The organism is Variovorax sp. P1_H2 (assembly GCF_056405295.1).
The window spans coordinates 90,983-110,392 of the sequence record NZ_JBFUCJ010000005.1 but is presented as its reverse complement, the minus strand read 5'-3'; the positions used below and the strand labels follow the sequence as shown (position 1 = coordinate 110,392).

Below are 19,410 nucleotides of genomic sequence, written 5' to 3'. Positions count from 1 at the left end.
AGCGGACGCTTGAACTTGAAGAATTCGGGCAGCATTCGTTGGCCCCCCCAGAGGATCAGTCCTTCGCGAACTGCCACGCAAGCGATCTGCGATGCGGTGCATGGTGGTCACCCCCACCGTTGGCCCTTCGATCGGGTCAGCCAGCCTTCCTGCAGCTACGAGCGGAGTCGCCGCTCAACAACCGCTGCCACAAGCCTGCTCTGAACATTCGAGCAGCGCATTGGCAGCGATACCGCGTCAACAGCCACGACGGCGGACGCTGTTTGTATCCGCCCAGACCGACTCTCGGCCACAACATTCATACTCCAAACTCAAGCGCCCGATCAGCGATTGATTCTTATCAGGAATTCTCGGCCAACTTTTGTTGCGACTCTTGACAATTGGCCAAAGGTCGGCGCACCAGGAGCAGGACGTCCATCTGGCGCGTCTGGCGGCGGGTGCCGAAGACGATCACGCAGTCGCGTTCGCCGACGCCGGCGAGGTGCTCGGCCAGGGTCTCGCCGGCGCCGGGGATCGCGCTGACGCGCGGCAGCACCTGGATGATCTGCCAGCGCAGGTACTGGGCGAAGGCGTGGCTGCTGCGGCTGCCGAAGATCAGCACCTGGCTGGCGCCGATGATCGCCTTGACGATGTCCGACATCTGCTTGTCGCCCAGGCGGTCGAAGGTGCTGGCCAGGTTGGCCTGCGAGCGCTGGAAGTGGGTCGCCACCAGGTGGCCGCGCCGGGACGCCTCGGTCGCGGTCTGGAACAGCGGCGAGCCGCTCTCCTTCTCCTCGCGCACCTGGCGCCGGGCTTCCTCGTAGTTCTCGTAGCCGATGCGGCGGATGAACCGGCTGACCGTGGAGGGCGACACGCCCGCGAGTTCGGCCAGTTCGTTGCCCGCGTAGCTGGCGAGCTCGCCGGGAAACTCGAGCACGAAGTCGGCCAGCTGCCGTTCGGTCGCGGACAAGGCGTCGAGGTGGCCGCGCACGCGTCGGACAAAGGATTCGGTGGCGTTGCGCATCGTTGAATGCAGCCTTTCAACTTCGGCCGGGAGTGAAATCGGGATTCTAAGTGCGGGYCGAGGCTTTCCCGACCCCCTCCCCCCTCCACCAAGGAGGGGGCAGCGCGCGGGTGCGACCGACAAAATTTCGGCCGTCCCCTGACCCCATGCAGTCAGGGGGCTCCCCCTGCCCTCCAACCAAGAAGCTCTCACCACGTGCACCACCCCAAACGCAAGACGGGATCCGTTGAAGCCCGCTCGTCCTTCCGCCTCGCAGCCACGGCTGCCGCAGTCCTGCTCGCGACGCTCTGCCCCGGCGGCGCGCAAGCCTTCGAATTCGACACCGGCAACCCCGACGTGTCGATCCGATGGGACAACACGCTGCGCTACAACTACGCGAACCGTGTCGAAAGCCGCGATCAGAAGATCGGCAACACGGTCATCGCCGACGAAGGTACCTACAGCTTCAATCGCGGCGAAACGGTGGCGAACCGCCTGGACGTGCTGAGCGAGATGGATCTGACCTACAAGAAGCGCTACGGCATGCGCGTGAGCGCGGCCGGCTGGTACGACGACGCCTACGGCCCCAACAGCAAGACCAATCCGTTCCCGCCTTTCACCAACATTCCCAGCTACGTCAACAAGAAGTACAGCCCCTACACCGAGCGCTACTACCGCGGTCCGTCGGGCGAGTGGCTCGACGCCTTCGTCTTCGGCGGCGCCGACATCGGCGACGTGCCGGTCAACGCCAAGCTGGGCAGCCATTCGCTGTACTGGGGCGAATCCCTCTTCCTCGGTGGCAACCTGAACGGCATCGCCTACGCGCAGAACCCGCTCGACCTCCAGAAGGGCTTTGCCACGCCCGGCGTCGAAGCGAAGGAGTTGTTCCGGCCCCTGAACCAGCTCTCGATGCAGGCGCAGGTCAGCGACACCGTGTCGGTTGCCGCACAGTACATGCTCGCGTGGGAGGCGTTCCGCTACCCTGAAGGCGGCACCTATCTCGGTCCCGTGGACTTCGCCTTCAACGGCCCCGACCGCCAGTTCCTCTCGCCGGCATTGGGCTTCGCCCAGCGCGGCGCACCGTCCGACCCGAAGCAGCGYGGCCAGGAAGGCGGCGTCTCCACGCGCTGGAGCCCGGAGTGGCTCGACGGCACCCTGGGCTTCTACTACCGCAGGTTCTCCGACAAGCTGCCGCAGACCTTCCTGACGCGGGTCGGGCCGGGCATCAGCCGCTACAACCTGATCTACGCCGACGACATCGACCTGTACGGCGTGAGCCTGGCGAAGAACATCGGCGGCATCAGCATCGGCTCCGAGCTTTCCTTGCGCCACAACACGCCGCTGAACAGCACCGTGCTCGGCATCGCGCCCGGCCTGCCTGCGCAGGGCGACACCAAGGGCCCGCGCGGCGACACCTACCACGGCCTCGTCAATGCGGTGGGCATCGTGCCGAAGACCGCCCTCTTCGACACCGCCGCCTGGGCGGCCGAGCTGGTCTGGGCGAGCTGGGGCAAGGTCAGCAGCGGCCAGAACCTCTTCTTCGCCGAGGGCTTCGCGCCCTGCGTCGGCAAGAACAAATGGGACGGCTGCACGACCAAGAACTACTTCGGCGCCGGACTTTCGTTCACGCCGACCTGGTTCCAGGTGTGGCCAGGCATCGACCTGTCGGCACCGATCACGTATGCCGTGGGACTCAGCGGCAACGCGCCGACGGTCTTCGGCGGCAACCAGGGCAACGGCAACTACAGCGTCGGCCTGGGTGTCGACGTCCGGCAGAAGTACCGCTTCGACCTGAAATACATCGACTACGTCGGCCACTACAAGGACAACGGATTCGCCGTGACCGCGCAGAACGGCTTCACCACCCTGCTCAAGGATCGCGGTTTCCTGAGCCTCACCTTCAAGACCACCTTCTGAGGATTCGATCCATGAAACTCTCCCACTCACTGCTTGCGGGCATCGTCGCCGCATCGACAGGGCTGGCCGCCCAGGCCGCCATCACCGCCGAAGAGGCCAAGGCCCTCGGCACCACGCTCACGCCCGTCGGGGCGGACAAGGGCGCCAACAAGGACGGCACCATTCCCGCCTACACCGGTGGCATGAAGAGCGGGCCGGCCGGCTACACGGCGGGCGACGGCATCCGTCCCGACCCCTTMGCCAACGAGAAGCCGCGCCTCGTGATCGATGCCAGGAACATGGCCGAGCACGCCGACAAGCTGACCGACGGCACCAAGGCCCTGCTGCAGAAGTACCCGAGCTTCCGGGTCGACGTCTACCCGACGCACCGCACCGTCGCGTTCCCCAGGTTCGTCACCGACAACACGTCGGCGAATGCGGTCAAGGCCAAGACCAGCCACGACGGGCGCTCGATCGAAGGCGCCCACGCCGGCTTCCCGTTCCCGATTCCCAAGGACGGCTACGAAGCCATGTGGAACCACCTGGTGCGCTTCAACGGCCAGAGCTACGAAGCCAAGTACCGCAACCTGAACGTCGATGCCAGCGGCCGTCCGGCACTGGCCACCGAGGGCGTCAGCGTGCAGGAGTTTCCGTTCTGGGACACGGGCAAGGCCGCCGCCGACACCTACTGGCGCATCAAGCTGACCTACACCGGCCCGGCGCGCCGCGCCGGCGAGGCCCTGCTGATCGTCGACCCCCTGGACATCGGCCAGAAGGACCGCCGCGCCTGGAGCTACCTGCCCGGCCAGCGCCGCGTCAAGGTCGCCCCCGACCTGTCGTACGACACGCCCAACCCCGGCACCGCAGGCGCCACGACCTTCGACGACACCTTCATCTTCAATGGCTCGATGGACCGCTTCGACTTCAAGCTGGTCGGCAAGAAGGAGATGGTCGTGCCCTACAACGCCTACGGCGCGGTGTACCAGTCCAAGCAGGACGACCTGCTCAAGCCCAACCACCTGAACCCCGACCTCGTGCGCTGGGAGCTGCACCGCGTATGGGTGGTCGAGGCAACCCTGCGCGAGGGCAAGCGCCACGTCTACAGCAAGCGCACCTTCTACCTCGACGAGGACTCGTGGGCGGCCCTGGCTTCGGACAACTATGACGCCCGCGGCCAGCTCTACCGCGCCGGCTTCGCCTACATGGCGCCGAGCTACGACCTGCCCGCGCCGTACACCGACATGTTCGGCCACTACGACTTCGCGTCGCGCATCTACTCGCTGACGGGCTACATCGCTGAAACCGGCGGCCTGCGCCACACCAAGCCGCTGTCCGATCGCGAATGGACCGCCGACTCGCTCGCCGGATCCGGCGTCCGCTGAAAGGGGCCCCTCGATGAACGCGAAGCGAGCCACCCCCGGTGGCCTGGTCCTGGCCGTGGCGCTGACCGCCGCGGCGTGGGCCGCGCAGCCCGCCGGCTCCAAGGGATGGCGCGACGTGCTGGACACGCCGGCGATGAAGAGCCCGCTCGCCTCGCGTGCATTGCTCAACGGCCTCGCGCGCGCCGGCGACCGCCTGGTGGCGGTGGGCCAGCGCGGCCACATCGTCTTCTCCGACGATGCCGGCATGAACTGGCGGCAGGCGGAAGTGCCCGTCAGCTCGGACCTGGTGGCCGTCAGCTTCCCGAACGCGACGACCGGATGGGCCGTGGGGCATGACGGCGTCGTGCTGCGCAGCACCGACGCCGGCCTGAGCTGGTCCGTCCAGCTGGACGGCCTGCAGGTCGGCGGCGTCATGGTCCGCTACTACCAGCAGCAAGCCGCCGCCCTGGCGGCCGAGGATCCGAAGCGGGCCGCGCTGCTGCTGGAGGAAGCCAGGCGATTCGAGGTGCAGGGCGCCGAGAATCCCTTCCTCGACGTCTGGTTCCGCGATCCATCCGAAGGCTTCGTGGTCGGTGCATTCGGCCTGGTGCTGCACACCCGCGACGGCGGCCAAAACTGGGAGCCGTGGCTGCACGCCGTCGACAACCCGAAGGGCCTGCACCTCTACGCGGTGCGGGGCATCGGCCAGGACGTCTACATCACCGGCGAGCAGGGACTGCTGCTCAAGCTGGCGCATGGCGCCACGCGTTTTCGCGCACTCGAGCTGCCCTACAAGGGCACCCTGTTCGGCATCACGGGCCATGCCGGCTCACTGGTCGCCTACGGCCTGCGCGGCACCGTGCTGCGCAGCACCGACGGCGGGCAGAGCTGGCAGCAGACGCCCACCGGCCTGCAGGTCGGCCTGACCGCAGGCATCCGCCAGGACGACGGACGCATCGTGATCGTCAGCCAGGCCGGCCACATCCTGCGCAGCGCCGATGACGGCGCGAGCTTCAAGGCCGAATCGGCCGAACGCACCGTACCCGCCGCCGCGGTCGCGATGCCCGCCAAGGGCACGCTCGTCATTGCCGGGCCACGCGGCGCCCAATCGCTTCAACTGCCCTGAGAGGCTCGGAGACCACCCGTGCATCCCCTTTCGAACGCGGACAGGTCCGCGCCGACTTCGCTCGACCGATTCGACCCCCGCTCCGGCTCGCGCCTGGAGCGGCTCATCTTCAATCACCGCTTCGCGGTGATGGTCGCCTGCGGCCTGATCACGCTGCTGCTCGGCTTCGTGGCCGCAACGAAGCTGACGCTGAATGCCAGCTTCGAGAAGATGATCCCGCAGAGCCACCCCTATATCCAGAACTACCTGGCGCATCGCTCGGACCTGCGCGGGCTGGGCAACTCCCTGCGCATCGTCGTGGAGAACACCCAGGGCGATGTCTACGACCCGCGCTACCTGAAGGCGCTCAAGCGCATCCAGGACGAGCTCTTCCTGACACCGGGCGTCGACCGCGCCTGGATGAAGTCCTTGTGGGCACCGGCCGTGCGCTGGACCGAGGTGACGGAAGAAGGCTTCCGCGGCGGGCCGGTCATGCCCGACAACTACGATGGCTCGCCCGCCGCCATCGAGCAGCTGCGCGGCAATATCGCGCGCGCCGGACTGGTCGGCGGCCTCGTCGGCAACGACTTCAAGTCGAGCATGATCGTCGTGCCGCTGCTGGACCAGAACGCCGGCCAGCGCATCGACTACCGGGCCCTGTCGCACACGCTCGACGAGATGCGCGCGCGCTACGAGACGGACGACAAGGGCCAGGCCACGGGCATCCGCGTGCACAGCATCGGCTTCGCGAAGCTGGTCGGGGACCTGATCGACGGCCTCTACCAGGTGGCGCTGTACTTCGGCCTCGCCGCGCTGGTGGCGACGCTCATCATCTTCTTCTACACGCGCTGCGTGCGCAGCACCGCGCTGGTCGTCGCCTGCTCCCTGGTGGCCGTGGTGTGGCAGCTCGGGCTGATCGCCGGGCTCGGCTTCGAGCTCGACCCCTACTCGATCCTGGTGCCCTTCCTGGTCTTCGCCATCGGCGTGTCGCACGGTGCCCAGAAGATGAACGGGATCATGCAGGACATCGGCCGCGGCGCCCACCGGCGGGTGGCGGCGCGCTTCACCTTTCGCCGCCTCTTCCTCGCCGGGCTGACCGCGCTCGTGGCCGATGCGGTCGGTTTCGCGGTGCTGATGCTGATCGACATTCCGGTCATCCAGGACCTGGCGCTCGCCGCCAGCATCGGCGTGGCCGTGCTGATCATGACCAACCTGATCCTGCTGCCGGTGCTGCTGTCGTACATCGGCGTCAGTCCCGCCGCCGCCGAGCGCAGCCTGCGTGCCGAACGCGACGGGTCGGGCGGGCGCGGCGTCGACCGGGTGTACGCCTGGCTCGACCGCTTTACCCAGCGGCGCTGGGCCGTCGGCACCGTGGCGCTCGCCGCCGCGCTGATGGCGGTCGGCCTCGCGGTCAGCACGCACCTGAAGATCGGCGACCTCGACCCGGGCGCGCCCGAGCTGCGGCCGGACTCCCGGTACAACCGCGACAACGCCTACGTCACGGCCAACTACTCGCTGTCGAGCGACACCTTCGCGGTGATCGTGAAGACCGCCAAGGAAGGCTGCCTGAAGTACGAGACGCTGGTCGAAGCCGACCGGCTGGCGTGGGCGCTGCAGCAGGTGCCGGGCGTGCAGACGACGATGTCGCTCACCAACGCCGTGCGCCAGATCACCGCCGGCAGCAACGAGGGCAGCCCCAAGTGGCTGACCATCGCGCGCAACCAGGACGTGCTGAACTATGGCGCCCAGCAGGCCAGCGTCAACAACCCGGAACTGTTCAACACCGAGTGTTCGGTGATGCCGGTGATCGCCTACCTCGCCGACCATCGCGCCGAGACGCTCGACCGCGTGGTGCAGGCCAGCGCCGGCTTCGCCGACGCGCACAGCGGCACCGACCGCAAGTTCCTGCTCGCCGCAGGGGGTGCCGGCATCGAGGCCGCGACCAACATCGTGGTCCGCAAGGCCTGGACGCAGATGCTGCTGCTGGTCTACGCTGCCGTGATCGTGCTGTGCTTCATCACCTTCCGGAGCTGGCGCGCGGTGGTCGTGGCCGTGGTGCCGCTGATCATCACCTCGGTGCTGTGCGAGGCCCTGATGGTCTGCCTCGGCATCGGCGTCAAGGTCGCCACGCTGCCGGTGATCGCGCTCGGCGTCGGCATTGGGGTGGACTACGCGCTGTATCTCCTCAGCGTGCAGCTGGCCCAGCAGCGTTCCGGCGCATCCCTCGGCAGCGCCTACCGCGCGGCCCTGCAGTTCACCGGCAAGGTGGTCGTGCTGGTCGGCGTGACACTGGCCGCGGGCGTGCTCACCTGGGCGCTGTCGCCCATCAAGTTCCAGGCCGACATGGGGATCCTGCTGGCCTTCATGTTCATCTGGAACATGGTCGGCGCGGTGCTGCTGATCCCGGCGCTGTCGTACTTCCTGCTGCGTTCGCGCACACCGGAAGCGTTGGCCAGCGAAACGCCTTGCGCCGCACCGGCCTGAAGACGCAGTTCGTCGACCTCGGCGGCCGGCGCATCCGGACGCGACCGCCTCCGGGCGGCGACCCTCTCATGTCTAGCGCCGTGCGGAAGCCGGCGCCGGCCGTTCCTGCGCCGTCACCGTGCGTGCGACGAGGCGGCCATCGCGCAGCAGCGACACCTCCACGGGCCGCCCGATGCGGTCCGCGCCGAGCAGGCGCAGCAGGTCGTCCGCGCCCGCCACCAGCACGTCGTCCAGCGCGATGAGGATGTTGCCCACGCGCAGGCCCGCCCGATCCGCTGCGCCGCCGGCCTGCACTTCGCCGACACGCACGGCGTTGGCGCCCGAATGAACGGCCAGCGCCACGCGCCGGGGCAGCGGCACCGTCTGCGCCGCGATGCCGAGGTGCGCGCGCCGCACCCGGCCGTGCGCGATGAACTCGCCGATCACGAAGCGCGCCGTATTGCTCGACACCGCGAACGCGAGCCCCTGCGCACCCGCGATCATGGCCGTGTTGATGCCCACCACCTGCCCGGACGCAGCCACGAGCGCGCCGCCCGAGTTGCCCGGATTGAGCGCCGCGTCGGTCTGGATCACGTCGTCGATGAGGTGCCCGCTCTGCGATCGCAGCGAGCGGCCCAGCGCCGACACGATGCCGGCGGTGATGGTCGATTCGAAGCCCAGCGGATTGCCGATGCCCACGACCAGATGGCCGCGCCTGAGCATCTTCGAATCCCCGAGCGTCGCGGTGGCCGCGCTGCGCGGAAGCTCCACGCGCAGCAGCGCGAGATCGGTGGCGGGATCGTCGCCGAGCACTTCGGCTTCCCTGTCGCCGGCTTCCGCGAGCCCGATGCGCACGCGCCGCGCACCGCCCACGACGTGGCTGTTGGTCAGCACCAGCCCGTCGCCGGCGATGACCACGCCCGAGCCCAGGCCGCCGCGGCGGCCGGCCGTGCCGCTTTGCACGCGCACCACGGCCGGGCCGACGTTGTCGGCCACCGTCGCGACCGCGTGCGAGTAGGCGTCGATGAGCGCGTCCTGGTTCAGCTCGGGCGCGCTGCCGTCGATGGAGGGAGAGAGGGTGTGGTCGTCGAACATGGTCTTCTCAAAGATGGATGACACCCTGCCGCACCGCTTGCGCCACCGCATCCGTGCGGCCGGTGGCGTCCAGCTTGTCGAGCAGCGAGCCGACATGGAACTTGGCCGTGTGCACCGAAATGCCCAGCCGCCGGGCGATGGCCTTGTTGGATGCGCCTTCGGCCATGAGGGCGAGCACTTCGAGTTCGCGCCGGGTCAGCGTCGCGTCGGCGTCTGCCGCGGTCGTTGCATCGGCCACCACCACCGTGACATCGGCCGGTTCGCCGCGCCGCGCGACACGCAGCCCTGGCACCTCCGCCAGCGACGCGAGCAGGCGCTCCGACAGCGCGGCATCGGCCACATCGATCGCGATCACGATCGGCTCCGTGACGCTCGTCCTGGTCAATCGGCCGGCCTTTCGCCAATGGTGATCTGCGTCTCGGCGGGCTCGCCCGCGCGCCGCAGCGACAGCGCCACGACGGTGCCGACGCTGGCGGGCCCCAGCGCGCGCAGCAGCATCTGCACGCTGCGCACCGGCTCGCCGTTCCAGGCCACGATCACGTCGCCCTGGCGCAGGCCCGCCGCCGCAGCCGGTCCGTCGCGGTCGATGCTCATCACCATGGCACCGATGCCCTCGGGCTCGACCTTCACCGGCTGGAGGCCCAGGCCCAGGTAGCCTCGCGGCACCCGGCCGTGGGCGGCCAACTGCGCGGCCACACGGTCGATCGTCGCGCCCGGAATGACGAGCACGCGGCGGCGCGGCCCGAAGACGCTCATGCCGATGGCCCGGCCTTGCGCATCCAGCACCAGTCCGCCTTCGGCGATGCGCCGCATCGTCAGCCCGAGCTCGATCCGTGCGTCGATGTCACCACCGCGCAGGCTGCGCCATGCGGGCGCCGCCAGCGAAACCACGCCGGCCGCAGCGACCGGCGTGCCGGCGAGCGATCCCACCGAGAGTGCCAGGGATGCGACGCGCACCGGCGCCGCGTCGAACGCGATCGGGGAGGGCGCGGCGCCATCGATGCGCAGCAGGGCGATGTCGGTGCCGGCGTCGCGCCCGACGAGCGTTGCCCGCGCGCTCGCACCGCCGGGCAGGCAGACCGTCACGTCCGCGTCGTCGGGCAGCGCCTCTTCGCAGGTGACGACCAGCCCTTCGCGCCAGGCGAAGCCGCTCGCGCGCGAACGCCCGGTGTGCACCGCCACCACGCTGCCGGACGCAGCAGCCACCGCATCGGCCATTGCCGCGGACAGTTGTTCGAGAGATGAGGACATCGTGTCGGCCATGGGGAACTCCTTAGATGGCTTCATTGTGTGAAGGCACAAGGGCTGGCGCTACTGCCCGGATGGGCAGGGTGTGCATACTGTTCAAGCCATGAAGCTGCAGCCGTTCGTCCGCGTCGATGACACACCGTTCTCGGCCTCCAGGGAAGAGGTCCTGAGGATGCGCGGCGAGCCCATGAGAACGTGCCGGAACGACATCGGGCTGCATGAGCTCGACTATGACTCGGTGGTCTACCGCTTTCAGGATGGCGGCAGGCTGGAAGAGATCACCCTGCGGGCGCCGGTCGTGAACATCGGCAATTTGTCGGTGCCATTTACCGCACTGGCTTCCTTTGTTCGAGCGACAGATCCGTCGGCGTTCGAGAGGGCGGGCTTTCTCGTCACGCCGATGTTCGGGCTTGCTTTCGATCCGGATGAACCTTTCTGGGTCACCGCGCTGGCGGCGCACTGCCTGGACGCGTGGCGCGCCCTGTGAAACCGGAAACGGACCTCATCCCTCGAGCCTGTTCATGGATCCACACCAAGGTCCCCGCTGGGGATGGTTGCCCATCGAGGGCAGCTGGCGTTACCACCTCCTCCTGGCAGGCACGGGCATGTTCGTCCTGGGTCCGTTGGCCGGCGTGACTGCAGCCTATATGAACTTCTCGCTCGGCTTCTTTGTGGGCGGCCAGGTGCTGGCGGGCCTGCTGGGCTCCGCCGTCACTGCGGGCTACGGTGCGGCAGGCCGGCACGGCGCCAACTACATCCAGACCGCGGCCGCCTCGGTCGCCAGCATGAGCGGCCTGGGCGTGCTGCTGCAGGCCATGGCGTGGATGGGACTGCCGCAGCCGCCCGGCTGGCAGATGGCGCTGTATCTCGCCTGCGTCGGTATGTTCGGCGTCGGCGTGGGCATGCTCTACACGCCGGTTCTGGTGGACCGCATGCACCTGGTCTTTCCGTCCGGGCTGGCGGTGGCTAACATTCTGCGAGCGCTGACCGACACCGCGCTGCTGCGGCGCTCGGTGCGGCAGCTCGGAGGCGGCGTCGTCCTTGGACTGGCGACCGGACTGACCGCGGCCCGCCTGCCGCTGCTGGGCGCCATCGAACTGTCGGCGTCCACCTTCGGCGCGGGGCTCGTGATCGGCGCGCGCATCGGCATCCCCGCGGTGGTGGGCGGCTTGATCGGTGTGGCGCTGCAGCCGTTCTTCGTCCTGATCGGCTGGCTGGAGACCGGCGACCCGCCGCGCAAGATCATGTTCCTCATCGCGCTGGGCACGATCATGGGCGCGGCTCTGGTGGATTTGGCGCTGATATTCGCGCGTGCCCTGCCCCGCGCGCGGCGGCAGGCTGCAAGCGATGCGCCGCCGCCGGCCGTCGACGACTGGCGGCGGGTGAACAGCACCCGCCTGGTGCTGTGGGTGGCTTTCTGGGCGGCCGCCACGGTGGCCTGCGGCCACTGGCTGCTGGGACAGCCCGTCTTCTTTCTGCTCGTGGCCGTGGCGCTGGTGTTCCTCTTCGCCCTGGTCAACGGCATATCGGTCGGTATCAGCGACTCCAACCCTATCTCCTCGGCCTTCGTCGTGACGGTCGTCATCCTCGCCGCCCTGGGCCTGCGCGATCCCGGCGTGGGCCTGATGGTCGGCGCGGTGCTGCTGGTGGCGACCAGCGTGGCCTGCGACATGCAGCAGGACCGCTCCACCGGCTGGCGGCTCGGCACGCCACGCGTGCCGCAGTTCCGCTATCAGGTGCTGGGGATCGTCGTGGGCGCCGTGCTGGCGGTGGTGTTCGCGCGGCTTTTCATGGCGGCCTATCCGGTGCTGCTGCAGGACCAGACGGTGCTCAAGGCCGACCAGCAGCCGGCCGCCTGGAGTTCGGCCATGACCTTCAAATTCGTGGGCGTGCTGCGTGGCCTGGCACAAGACCTGCCATTCCAGCGCGTCGCCATCGGCGTGGGCATCGTCGCCGGCCTGACGATCGAAGTGCTGCGCAAGTGGGTGCGCCCGCGCAATTTCGTGCTGGACGCCATCGTGCTGCCTTCTCCCTATGCGCTGTCTTTCGGCGGCTTCGTCAACCTGCCGACCTCGCTGTGGCTCGGCGCGGGCGGCGTTGCAGGTAGCCTGTGGGCGGCGCGCGCGCCCGTGCGGCGCGATGTGCCGCAGGACATGAGCAGTGCTTCGCTGTTCGGCGGCGGGTTGATCGCCGGCGATGCGCTGGCGGCGGTGGGGATTGGCGTCGCCAGCTTGCTGGCGGTGTTGACTTAGGCCCCCTCCCAAAAAAGAAATGAATTGTCGTTCCCAGCCGACTCCCTTGAGAGGGTGGGCATGCACCGTGGTGGCGCTTCACACGATGCGGACTGACTTTCCGGTCAGTACGGTGTCGCAGCTCTGAAGCAGTTGGCGCCGGGCACGACACTCAGTGCCGGTGGCTGCTTGCGCGTGTGCGGCGGTAGTGTTCGCCGAGCACGTCGCGCCCCCAGTCGCCCTCGAAGTCGCGCCACACGCTGTGGATGTGGTTGCCGCCCGAGTTGTCCCATTCGATCAGAAAGCGCGAGCCCTGGATGCGCCAGTAGTGCGGCTGGCCGCGCTCGGTGTCGCCGGCCCATCCGAAGCGGATGCCGTCCAGGCCGCCCGCACGCACGCGCTCCAGTCGCTGCTGCGCCAACGACGATTCGGCCACCGACGCCAGCGACTCGATGATGCGCAGCAGCAAGGCCTGCTGCGCTGCGTCCAGGGCGCTGAAGGCCACACCCACAGGTGCCAATGGGTCCAGCTGGGCGGCATTGCGCGTGACGATGTCACCGAACGGCCGGGCACTGAAAATGGCTTGCTGGCGCTGCGCCGGCGAGAGAGCAGCCAGCAGCGCAAAGGCGCGGTCTTCCTCCTCGCCCAGCGCGCGCTGGCCCTTGCGCGGGCCCTTGTTGGCGATGTCGCGCGGCACCTGCGCCGGATTGGCACCCAAGAACTGAGGCAGCGTGGCCACTACCTGGCCGTCGGCCAGCGTGAAGTGCAGCGAGAGATGGTGCCCCTCAATTCGCCAGCCCCAGGGCGACGTGGCGTCCGGCGTGCCGAACAATGCGATGGCGTAGTTCTCCGGATCGCGCGAGAAGCCGAAGGATTCGATCTCGCGCAGCGCGATCTCCAAGGCGATGATGGCCTGCACCTTGACCAGCCCCGGCTCCGACAAGGCCGCGGCCAGCAACTGCTGCGCTGCCTGGCGCTGTGCATCCTCCATGGTCTTGAAGGCAATGCCGGGCCGGCTACGCGGCGTGTAGTTCCAATCGCCACGCGCCTCCAGCGTGAACGGCTGCAGCAGCTCCGGCCGCTGCCGCGCCGGCGTCGCCTCCAGCAGCGCCCGCGCCGCGGCCGTCATCGCCTGCGCCGCGCGGCTGGTGTCGGCCGCGGTGGCGGCAAGGGGCACCACGGCGAGCAAGGTCCAGCAGGCCGTCCAGGCGGAGAGAGTGCGCAGCAGCATGGCCCAGCCTCGACAAAGTGATGAAGCAGCATGTTGGCGAGGAGCATATATGTCAACGCATATGGAGAAGACCGAGGATGTCCGCAGGGCCTTGACAGCGCCTGCGTCAACCGCCGATCGACGCATTGACAGGGCCACCTCGGACAGATATGCACGCGCGCTTCGGGTGCCGCTGATTTCGCTCGCGCTGAGCGGATGCGCGCAACGCGCCGCGCCATCGTTCGCGCTTTTCGGCGCCTACTTCCCCGCCTGGATGCTCTGCGCGCTGCTCGGCGTCCTCGCGGCAATATTCGCGCGCGCGGGCTTTGTTGCGACAGGGCTGTCGAGTGCCCTGCCCTATCAGCTGTTCGTGTGCATCGCGATCGGGGTCTGCTTTGCACTGTTCGTCTGGTTGTTCTGGTTCGCGTAGCAGAAATGAAGGCCGCAGGAATTCACCGACCTGCGCAGGCCTGATGATGCGTCTCGGCGGGCCCTCGGCAAAGCCCTGTCCGAGGGGACCGGCGAAATTCAAGGGTGGTTGAAACGGGTCGAGGTCGAGAAGACATCGGTCGCAGAAGACGTCGCCGCGCTTCGCCGGGCCGTTGCGTCGGTCACGCAGATCCTGCTGGTGGTGGACTTGGCCAATCCCGAAGGCCCCAGCCCATGGCCGCCCGTGCTTCGGGATCGCGTGGCGCGCACGCTGGACGAGATGGGCTCGATCCTGCAAGCCGGCGGGTACCCGGTCGACATCGCGCTCGACGATGAAGCCCCTGACCCGGCTTTGCCGCCCGCAGGCGCCGCGATTCTTGCAGAGATGAAGGAAGCACTCGTGCGATTCACGCAGCAGCCTGGTCCAGAGACAGCGCCACGGCCATCGCAGCCGAAGTCGAAGACGAAGACGAAGGATGGAGGCTTCTTCCTGCCGGATGCTTTCGTCAACCCGGAGCCTATGCAGTACGCCCTCAAGACCACAGCGGCGGCCATGTTCTGCTACTTCGTGTACTCGCTGCTCGACTGGCCCGGCATCCACACGATGCTTGATCACTTGCTACATCGTCTCGCTCGGCACTGCAGCCGAAACGGTCGAGAAGCTGACATTGCGGATCGTCGGCTGCCTGGTCGGTGCCGCGAGCGGCCTCGCGGCACTCGTTTTTCTCATGCCGAGCGTGACTTCGATCGGCGGCTTGTTGGCGATCGTCTTCCTGGCGGCGCTCGGCTCGGGCTGGGTCGCGGCGGGGTCGCCGCGCATCTCCTATGCGGGGTTTCAGATCGCGTTCGCCTTCTTTCTCTGCGTGATCCAAGGCGCTTCGCCCGCCTTCGACATGACGGTAGCCCGGGATCGGGTCGTCGGCATCCTGTTCGGCAATCTGGTCATGTACGTGGTGTTCACAACGATCTGGCCGGTCAGCGTCACGCGGCGCATCGATCCAGCCATCGCCACGGTTCTGCGTCGCTTGAGCGCCATGATGACGGCGGCCAATCGCTCGAGCCGCTATTCGCTGGCAGGTGAAGCGCACGCGGCGCTGGGCACGCTCGAACAGGATATGGCTCTCGCCCGCTACGAGCCGCAAGCCGTTCGGCCCGCGCCCGATTGGCTGGAAGCGCGACGGCGCGCGGCGCACGAGATCGCAGCGCTCCAGGGGCCGCTGCTCTTGAACGCCAGGCTCGATCCCACGTGTTCCGACGCCATAGCCGGCCGGCTCGCCAGGCTGGCCGACAGCGTCGACGATCATTCGGCATCTTCGGGCGCACGTGCCACGGGCGCCGTGGGACCGGGGCCGCAAGAAGAGCCCGAAGCCTCGACACATGCGGTGGGCAGGCGCATCGATGACCATCTCGGCAGACTGGAGCAATCGCTCCTCCATCGATATGCAGAAGAACCGCGCAGGAGAGCTCAGCATGCGCCGGGTTGAGTCGGCCATCGCGACCGCGCTTTGCACGGCCTGGCTGGCCGGTTGTGCAACTTCGGCGCTCGAGATGGCGCCACCCGGGTCCGACCGACCCTGGGTTCCGGCCACGACGGCCGAAGGAGAAATACTGGCCGGGCAGAAAGGTGCTTCGGAAGGGGCCGGCGGCTACGTCCTGCCTGCCAATCGCGCGATGGCGAGCTTTCCGCCGCCGGCCAGCGTCGACAGTGCAAAGGTCTACGCCCTGCCCGAGCTGATCGATCTCGCGGAATCCAGCAATCCGATCACTCGGATTGCCTGGAACGATGCGCGGCGCGTCGCGCTTGCCGCCGGCATTGTCGAGAGCAGCTACCTCCCGAACATCACCGCGAGCGTCGTCGGCGCATACCAGTCGACGAGCACCAGAAATTCGGTGCTCGGCCTCAGCGGCAGCGGCGACGCGTCGGCGCGTGGCACCATCTCGGCGGTCTCGTTCCAGTGGCTGCTGTTCGATTTCGGTGAGCGATCGGCCGTCATCGAAGCGGCGAAGCAGGCGTCGCTGATATCGAACATCGCTTTCACCGCGGCGCACCAGCAGGTGATCTACGACGTCAGCCTGGCCTTCTACGCGAATGCCGCGGCCCGCACGCGACTCGCGACGCCGACGCAATCGCTGAAGAACTCTCAGGCCGTGCAGGCGGCAGCCGAGGATCGCCACAAGCACGGCATCGGGACCGTCATCGAGGTCGCGCAGGCACGCCAGGCCACAGCACAGGCCAATCTCGCCGTCGTGCAGGCGACGGGTGGGAGCCAGGACGCCCATCTCAGGCTGCTGACGGCCATGGGCATTTCGCCACTGACAAGGATCAAGGTCGCCGACGTGTCGGGCCGGTCCCTGTCGCCAGCGATGGCTGCCTCCGTCGAAAGCATCATTTCGGATTCGCTTTCGCGCCGCCCGGACGTGCTGAGCGCCTATGCGGCCCAGAAGGCGAGTCTCGCGAAGGCGCGCGCGGCAGAGGCGGAATTCATGCCGAAAGTCTTCGTCGCGGGCACTGGCGCCTACAACTCCGCAAACCTCGGTGTGACCGCGCTGCCGTCGGTGGGACAGCAAGCCCCGACAGTCAACATCAACGGCAGAGGCAGGGGGGGCACCCTCTTCGCAGGGATCACGATTCCACTCTATGACGGCGGAACGCGCGACGCGATCCTGGCGCAGGCCCGCGCCGACTCCGACAGCGCCGAGGCCAGACTCATGCGCGTTCGTGAAGATGCAGTACGCCAAATCGTGCTCGCCGACAACGCCCTGCGCACCAGCCTGTCCGCACACGTTGCCTCGCAGGCGCTGGTAGCAGCCGCGCAGACAAGCTTTGACGCGGCGCTGGCTGCCTACCGCAGCGGCGTGGGCTCCGTCACCGATCTGACGCTGGCGCAGACGCAGCTGCTGCAGGCCGAGAATGCTGCAGCCGAGACCTACAGCACGGCACTGTCGGCCGCGGCCACCCTTGCGCTGTCGGCCGGCGCGCTCGGCGCCGCCCCGCAATACTGACACACCTCATGGAATGAAACATGCTTGTCGCATCGCTTCGTCAGGAGGTCGCCTTGCTCATCGCTCAGCTCTCGGATATGCACATCAGGCCGAAGGGCCGGCTCTATCACGGCGTCGCGGATTCCAATCGCATGCTCACCGAGGCCATCCGACACCTGCATTCCCTTGACCGACGGCCTGACCTGGTGCTGCTCACGGGCGATGTTGTCGACGAGGGGCACCCGGATGAGTACGCTGCCGCCCGAGAGTTGCTCGCCGAGCTGACGATTCCGTATCTGGTCATCCCGGGCAACCACGACAGGCGCGAGCCTTTCCGAGCCGCCTTCGCAGACCACGCATACCTGCCCGAGTCCGGCCCGATGCACTACTGCGTCGACGACTATCCAGTCCGAATCGTGGCACTCGATTCGACTGTTCCCGGGTTGCACCACGGCCATATCGAGCAGGCCGGACTGGACTGGCTGCGCACGACGCTCACGTCGAACCCGATCAAGCCGACGGTCGTGATGCTTCATCACCCTCCGTTTGCCTGCGGCATTCCGTACATGGACGCGTACAGGTACCTCGAGCCCGAGCCTCTCGCCAAGGTCCTCGGTGATTTTGACAACATTCATCTCGTGCTGTGCGGACACGTGCACCGCCAGATGCTGCATCGCTGGGCGGGAACCGTCGTCTGCGCTTGTTCCAGCACCACAACAGAAATTGCGCTCCGCTTGTCCCCGGACGCGAGCCCCGCATCCTTCATGGGTCCGCCGGCCTGCTTGCTCCACCTCTGGGATGACACCCAAGGCATGGTCAGCCACACCAGCTACATTGGCAGCTTCCAGGGGCCGTTCGACTTTGCATAGGGCTCGACCGGCGCTATGCCCCCCTGGCTTGAATCCCATCGCAGGGCCTTGTAGATGGCGTCCAGCAGCTGTTGCTGCGGGTAGGGCTTTTGCAGGAAGTCCACGGCGCCGTCTTTGATGACCTGGACGGCCGTCGGAATGTCGACGCTGCCGCTGACGAACACGATCGGTATGCGGACATCCATCTCGAGCAATCGCTTCTGCAGAGCGAGCCCACTCATCCCCGGCATGCGCAGGTCCAGCACCAAGCAGCCACGCCAAGTCGGGTCGAGGGCGGTCAGGAACTCGAACGCCGAGCTGAAGACCGCGGCTGCGAGTCCGACCGCAAAGACCAGCTCACGCATCGCGTCCCGACAGGCGTCGTCGTCGTCAACGATGAATACAGTGGGTTCGCTCACCGGCTCCCCCTCCAAGGGTGTGCTGAGCATGGCAACGCGTCGCTTTCGACACGAGCGCTGGCGTCGTCGAAGCACTTCATGGTGCGCCCGAGCTCATCGGCTGCCATTCTTGCGACTTCTTTTCACAAGGAAAAACGACCGCCCCCGGTCACCTCCACAACTTTGATGAGGCTTCAGCCGCGGCAACGTGTGGCCGGGCAAGCGCGCGGGCCGGATGGATCCAGATCAAAGGGGCTGTCGCTGGAGCCGCACAAGATGGCCGCTGCGGAAAACGCGTTGATGTATGCGTTTGCCCACTTCCGCGGATGCGCTTGGCGAGAGGCCGCACGCGCAGAAAGAATACTAAGATGACCTTCTGATTGGCGGTTGTCGAGGACTCTGCGGCTGCCGACCCCATCCCATGCCACAGACGTTCCCATCGACGACCATGTTGCGGACCACCGGCCTGACCAAGCGCTACGGCGCGCGGACGGCGTTGAAGGGTCTTTCGCTGACGCTGGCGGCAGGGCAGTTCGTGGCCCTGCTGGGGCCCAACGGCGCGGGCAAGTCGACACTGTTCCAGGTGCTCACCGGGCTGTTTGCGGCCGACGAGGGCGAGGTCGAAGTGGCCGGTCATTCGCTCTACCGGTCCGCGTCGGCGGCGTTGCGCCACATCGGCGTCGTGTTCCAGCAGGTGTCGCTCGATCTGGATCTCAGCATCCGCCGGAACCTGCTGTTCCAGGCCGACCTGCACGGCCTGCCGCGTCGGCTGGCGGCGTCCCGCATCGAGGCGGGCTGTGCCCAGCTCGGCATCGACGCCGACCTCGATCGCAAGGTGCGTGAACTGTCCGGCGGCAATCGGCGCAAGGTGGAACTCGTGCGCGCGTTGCTGCATCGACCCGCCGTGCTGCTGATGGATGAAGCCACGGTGGGCCTGGACCCCAAGTCACGCCAGGACCTGATGCGCGCCCTGCATGCGAACGTGCAGGAGCGCGGTGTCTGCGTTCTGTGGGCAACGCACCGGGTGGAGGAGGCCGAAGGCGCCGACCGTGTACTGGTGCTGCACAAGGGCGAACTCCTGGCCGACGGCACGCCCGTCGAGGTGACGCAAGCGCTTGGAGAGCCGACGCTGGAAGCGGGCTTCATCGCGCGCACGGGTTGA

Annotated in this window: 17 protein-coding genes; 11 read left to right on the top strand and 6 right to left on the bottom strand. The window is 67.7% G+C overall.

The window, feature by feature from the left end:
* Nucleotides 1–340: 340 nt before the first annotated feature.
* Nucleotides 341–1,003 (bottom strand): MurR/RpiR family transcriptional regulator, encoded by a 663-nt coding sequence (locus tag AC1D2E_RS03685; protein WP_478196145.1) that lies wholly within the window; start codon nucleotides 1,001–1,003, stop codon nucleotides 341–343.
* Between the two features lie 195 nt (nucleotides 1,004–1,198).
* Here AC1D2E_RS03685 and AC1D2E_RS03680 point away from each other — a divergent pair, with 195 nt between their 5' ends.
* Genes AC1D2E_RS03680 through AC1D2E_RS03665 form a run of 4 tightly spaced genes read left to right on the top strand, consistent with a single transcriptional unit; the run spans nucleotide 1,199 to nucleotide 7,828 of the window.
* Nucleotides 1,199–2,899 (top strand): DUF1302 domain-containing protein, encoded by a 1,701-nt coding sequence (locus AC1D2E_RS03680; RefSeq protein ID WP_478196144.1) that lies wholly within the window; start codon nucleotides 1,199–1,201, stop codon nucleotides 2,897–2,899.
* A gap of 11 nt (nucleotides 2,900–2,910) precedes the next feature.
* Nucleotides 2,911–4,260 carry a DUF1329 domain-containing protein gene (locus AC1D2E_RS03675; protein ID WP_478196143.1) on the top strand — a complete coding sequence of 450 codons (1,350 nt, stop codon included), beginning with the start codon at nucleotides 2,911–2,913 and terminating at the stop codon, nucleotides 4,258–4,260.
* Nucleotides 4,261–4,273: 13 nt separating this feature from the next.
* Nucleotides 4,274–5,365, top strand: a complete 1,092-nt coding sequence (locus AC1D2E_RS03670; RefSeq protein ID WP_478196142.1) for a WD40/YVTN/BNR-like repeat-containing protein — start codon at nucleotides 4,274–4,276, stop codon at nucleotides 5,363–5,365.
* 18 nt (nucleotides 5,366–5,383) lie between these two features.
* A complete protein-coding gene (locus AC1D2E_RS03665; RefSeq protein ID WP_478196141.1) occupies nucleotides 5,384–7,828 on the top strand; it encodes an efflux RND transporter permease subunit in 2,445 nt (814 codons plus the stop codon).
* 72 nt (nucleotides 7,829–7,900) lie between these two features.
* Here the strand turns inward: AC1D2E_RS03665 and AC1D2E_RS03660 are convergent, their stop codons facing one another.
* Genes AC1D2E_RS03660 through AC1D2E_RS03650 form a run of 3 tightly spaced genes read right to left on the bottom strand, consistent with a single transcriptional unit; the run spans nucleotide 7,901 to nucleotide 10,165 of the window.
* A complete protein-coding gene (locus tag AC1D2E_RS03660) occupies nucleotides 7,901–8,902 on the bottom strand; it encodes a S1C family serine protease (protein WP_478196140.1) in 1,002 nt (333 codons plus the stop codon).
* Between the two features lie 7 nt (nucleotides 8,903–8,909).
* Complete coding sequence (locus AC1D2E_RS03655) at nucleotides 8,910–9,257, bottom strand: response regulator transcription factor (RefSeq protein ID WP_478174835.1); 348 nt, start codon at nucleotides 9,255–9,257, stop codon at nucleotides 8,910–8,912.
* Between the two features lie 26 nt (nucleotides 9,258–9,283).
* Entirely contained in the window at nucleotides 9,284–10,165 is an 882-nt protein-coding gene (locus AC1D2E_RS03650) for a S1C family serine protease (RefSeq protein WP_478196139.1), read from the bottom strand.
* 88 nt (nucleotides 10,166–10,253) lie between these two features.
* On the opposite strand from AC1D2E_RS03650, the gene AC1D2E_RS03645 reads away from it, so the two are divergent.
* Nucleotides 10,254–10,637: a hypothetical protein gene (locus tag AC1D2E_RS03645; RefSeq protein WP_478196138.1), complete on the top strand. Its 384-nt coding sequence runs from the start codon at nucleotides 10,254–10,256 to the stop codon at nucleotides 10,635–10,637.
* Between the two features lie 34 nt (nucleotides 10,638–10,671).
* Nucleotides 10,672–12,402: an OPT/YSL family transporter gene (locus AC1D2E_RS03640; RefSeq protein WP_478196137.1), complete on the top strand. Its 1,731-nt coding sequence runs from the start codon at nucleotides 10,672–10,674 to the stop codon at nucleotides 12,400–12,402.
* A gap of 151 nt (nucleotides 12,403–12,553) precedes the next feature.
* On the opposite strand, the gene AC1D2E_RS03635 is transcribed toward AC1D2E_RS03640, so the two are convergent.
* The gene (locus tag AC1D2E_RS03635; RefSeq protein WP_478196136.1) at nucleotides 12,554–13,612 is read right to left on the bottom strand and encodes a DUF3500 domain-containing protein; all 1,059 of its coding nucleotides are present in this window, start codon (nucleotides 13,610–13,612) and stop codon (nucleotides 12,554–12,556) included.
* A gap of 61 nt (nucleotides 13,613–13,673) precedes the next feature.
* On the opposite strand from AC1D2E_RS03635, the gene AC1D2E_RS03630 reads away from it, so the two are divergent.
* The 4 genes from AC1D2E_RS03630 (at nucleotide 13,674) to AC1D2E_RS03615 (ending at nucleotide 17,871) form a co-directional block, all read left to right on the top strand.
* Nucleotides 13,674–14,021: a YtcA family lipoprotein gene (locus AC1D2E_RS03630; protein ID WP_478196135.1), complete on the top strand. Its 348-nt coding sequence runs from the start codon at nucleotides 13,674–13,676 to the stop codon at nucleotides 14,019–14,021.
* Between the two features lie 607 nt (nucleotides 14,022–14,628).
* Nucleotides 14,629–15,504: an FUSC family protein gene (locus AC1D2E_RS03625; protein WP_478196134.1), complete on the top strand. Its 876-nt coding sequence runs from the start codon at nucleotides 14,629–14,631 to the stop codon at nucleotides 15,502–15,504.
* Complete coding sequence (locus AC1D2E_RS03620; protein ID WP_478196157.1) at nucleotides 15,491–17,023, top strand: TolC family protein; 1,533 nt, start codon at nucleotides 15,491–15,493, stop codon at nucleotides 17,021–17,023. The genes AC1D2E_RS03625 and AC1D2E_RS03620 overlap by 14 nt, the downstream gene beginning before the upstream one ends.
* A gap of 20 nt (nucleotides 17,024–17,043) precedes the next feature.
* Nucleotides 17,044–17,871, top strand: a complete 828-nt coding sequence (locus AC1D2E_RS03615; protein WP_478196133.1) for a phosphodiesterase — start codon at nucleotides 17,044–17,046, stop codon at nucleotides 17,869–17,871.
* Here the strand turns inward: AC1D2E_RS03615 and AC1D2E_RS03610 are convergent.
* On the bottom strand, nucleotides 17,832–18,299 hold the full coding sequence (locus AC1D2E_RS03610; RefSeq protein WP_478196132.1) for a response regulator transcription factor: 468 nt from the start codon (nucleotides 18,297–18,299) through the stop codon (nucleotides 17,832–17,834). The two genes, AC1D2E_RS03615 and AC1D2E_RS03610, sit on opposite strands and share 40 nt — an antisense overlap.
* A 397-nt stretch (nucleotides 18,300–18,696) precedes the next feature.
* Between AC1D2E_RS03610 and AC1D2E_RS03605 the strand changes: the two genes are divergently transcribed.
* Nucleotides 18,697–19,410 carry an ABC transporter ATP-binding protein gene (locus AC1D2E_RS03605; protein WP_478196131.1) on the top strand — a complete coding sequence of 238 codons (714 nt, stop codon included), beginning with the start codon at nucleotides 18,697–18,699 and terminating at the stop codon, nucleotides 19,408–19,410.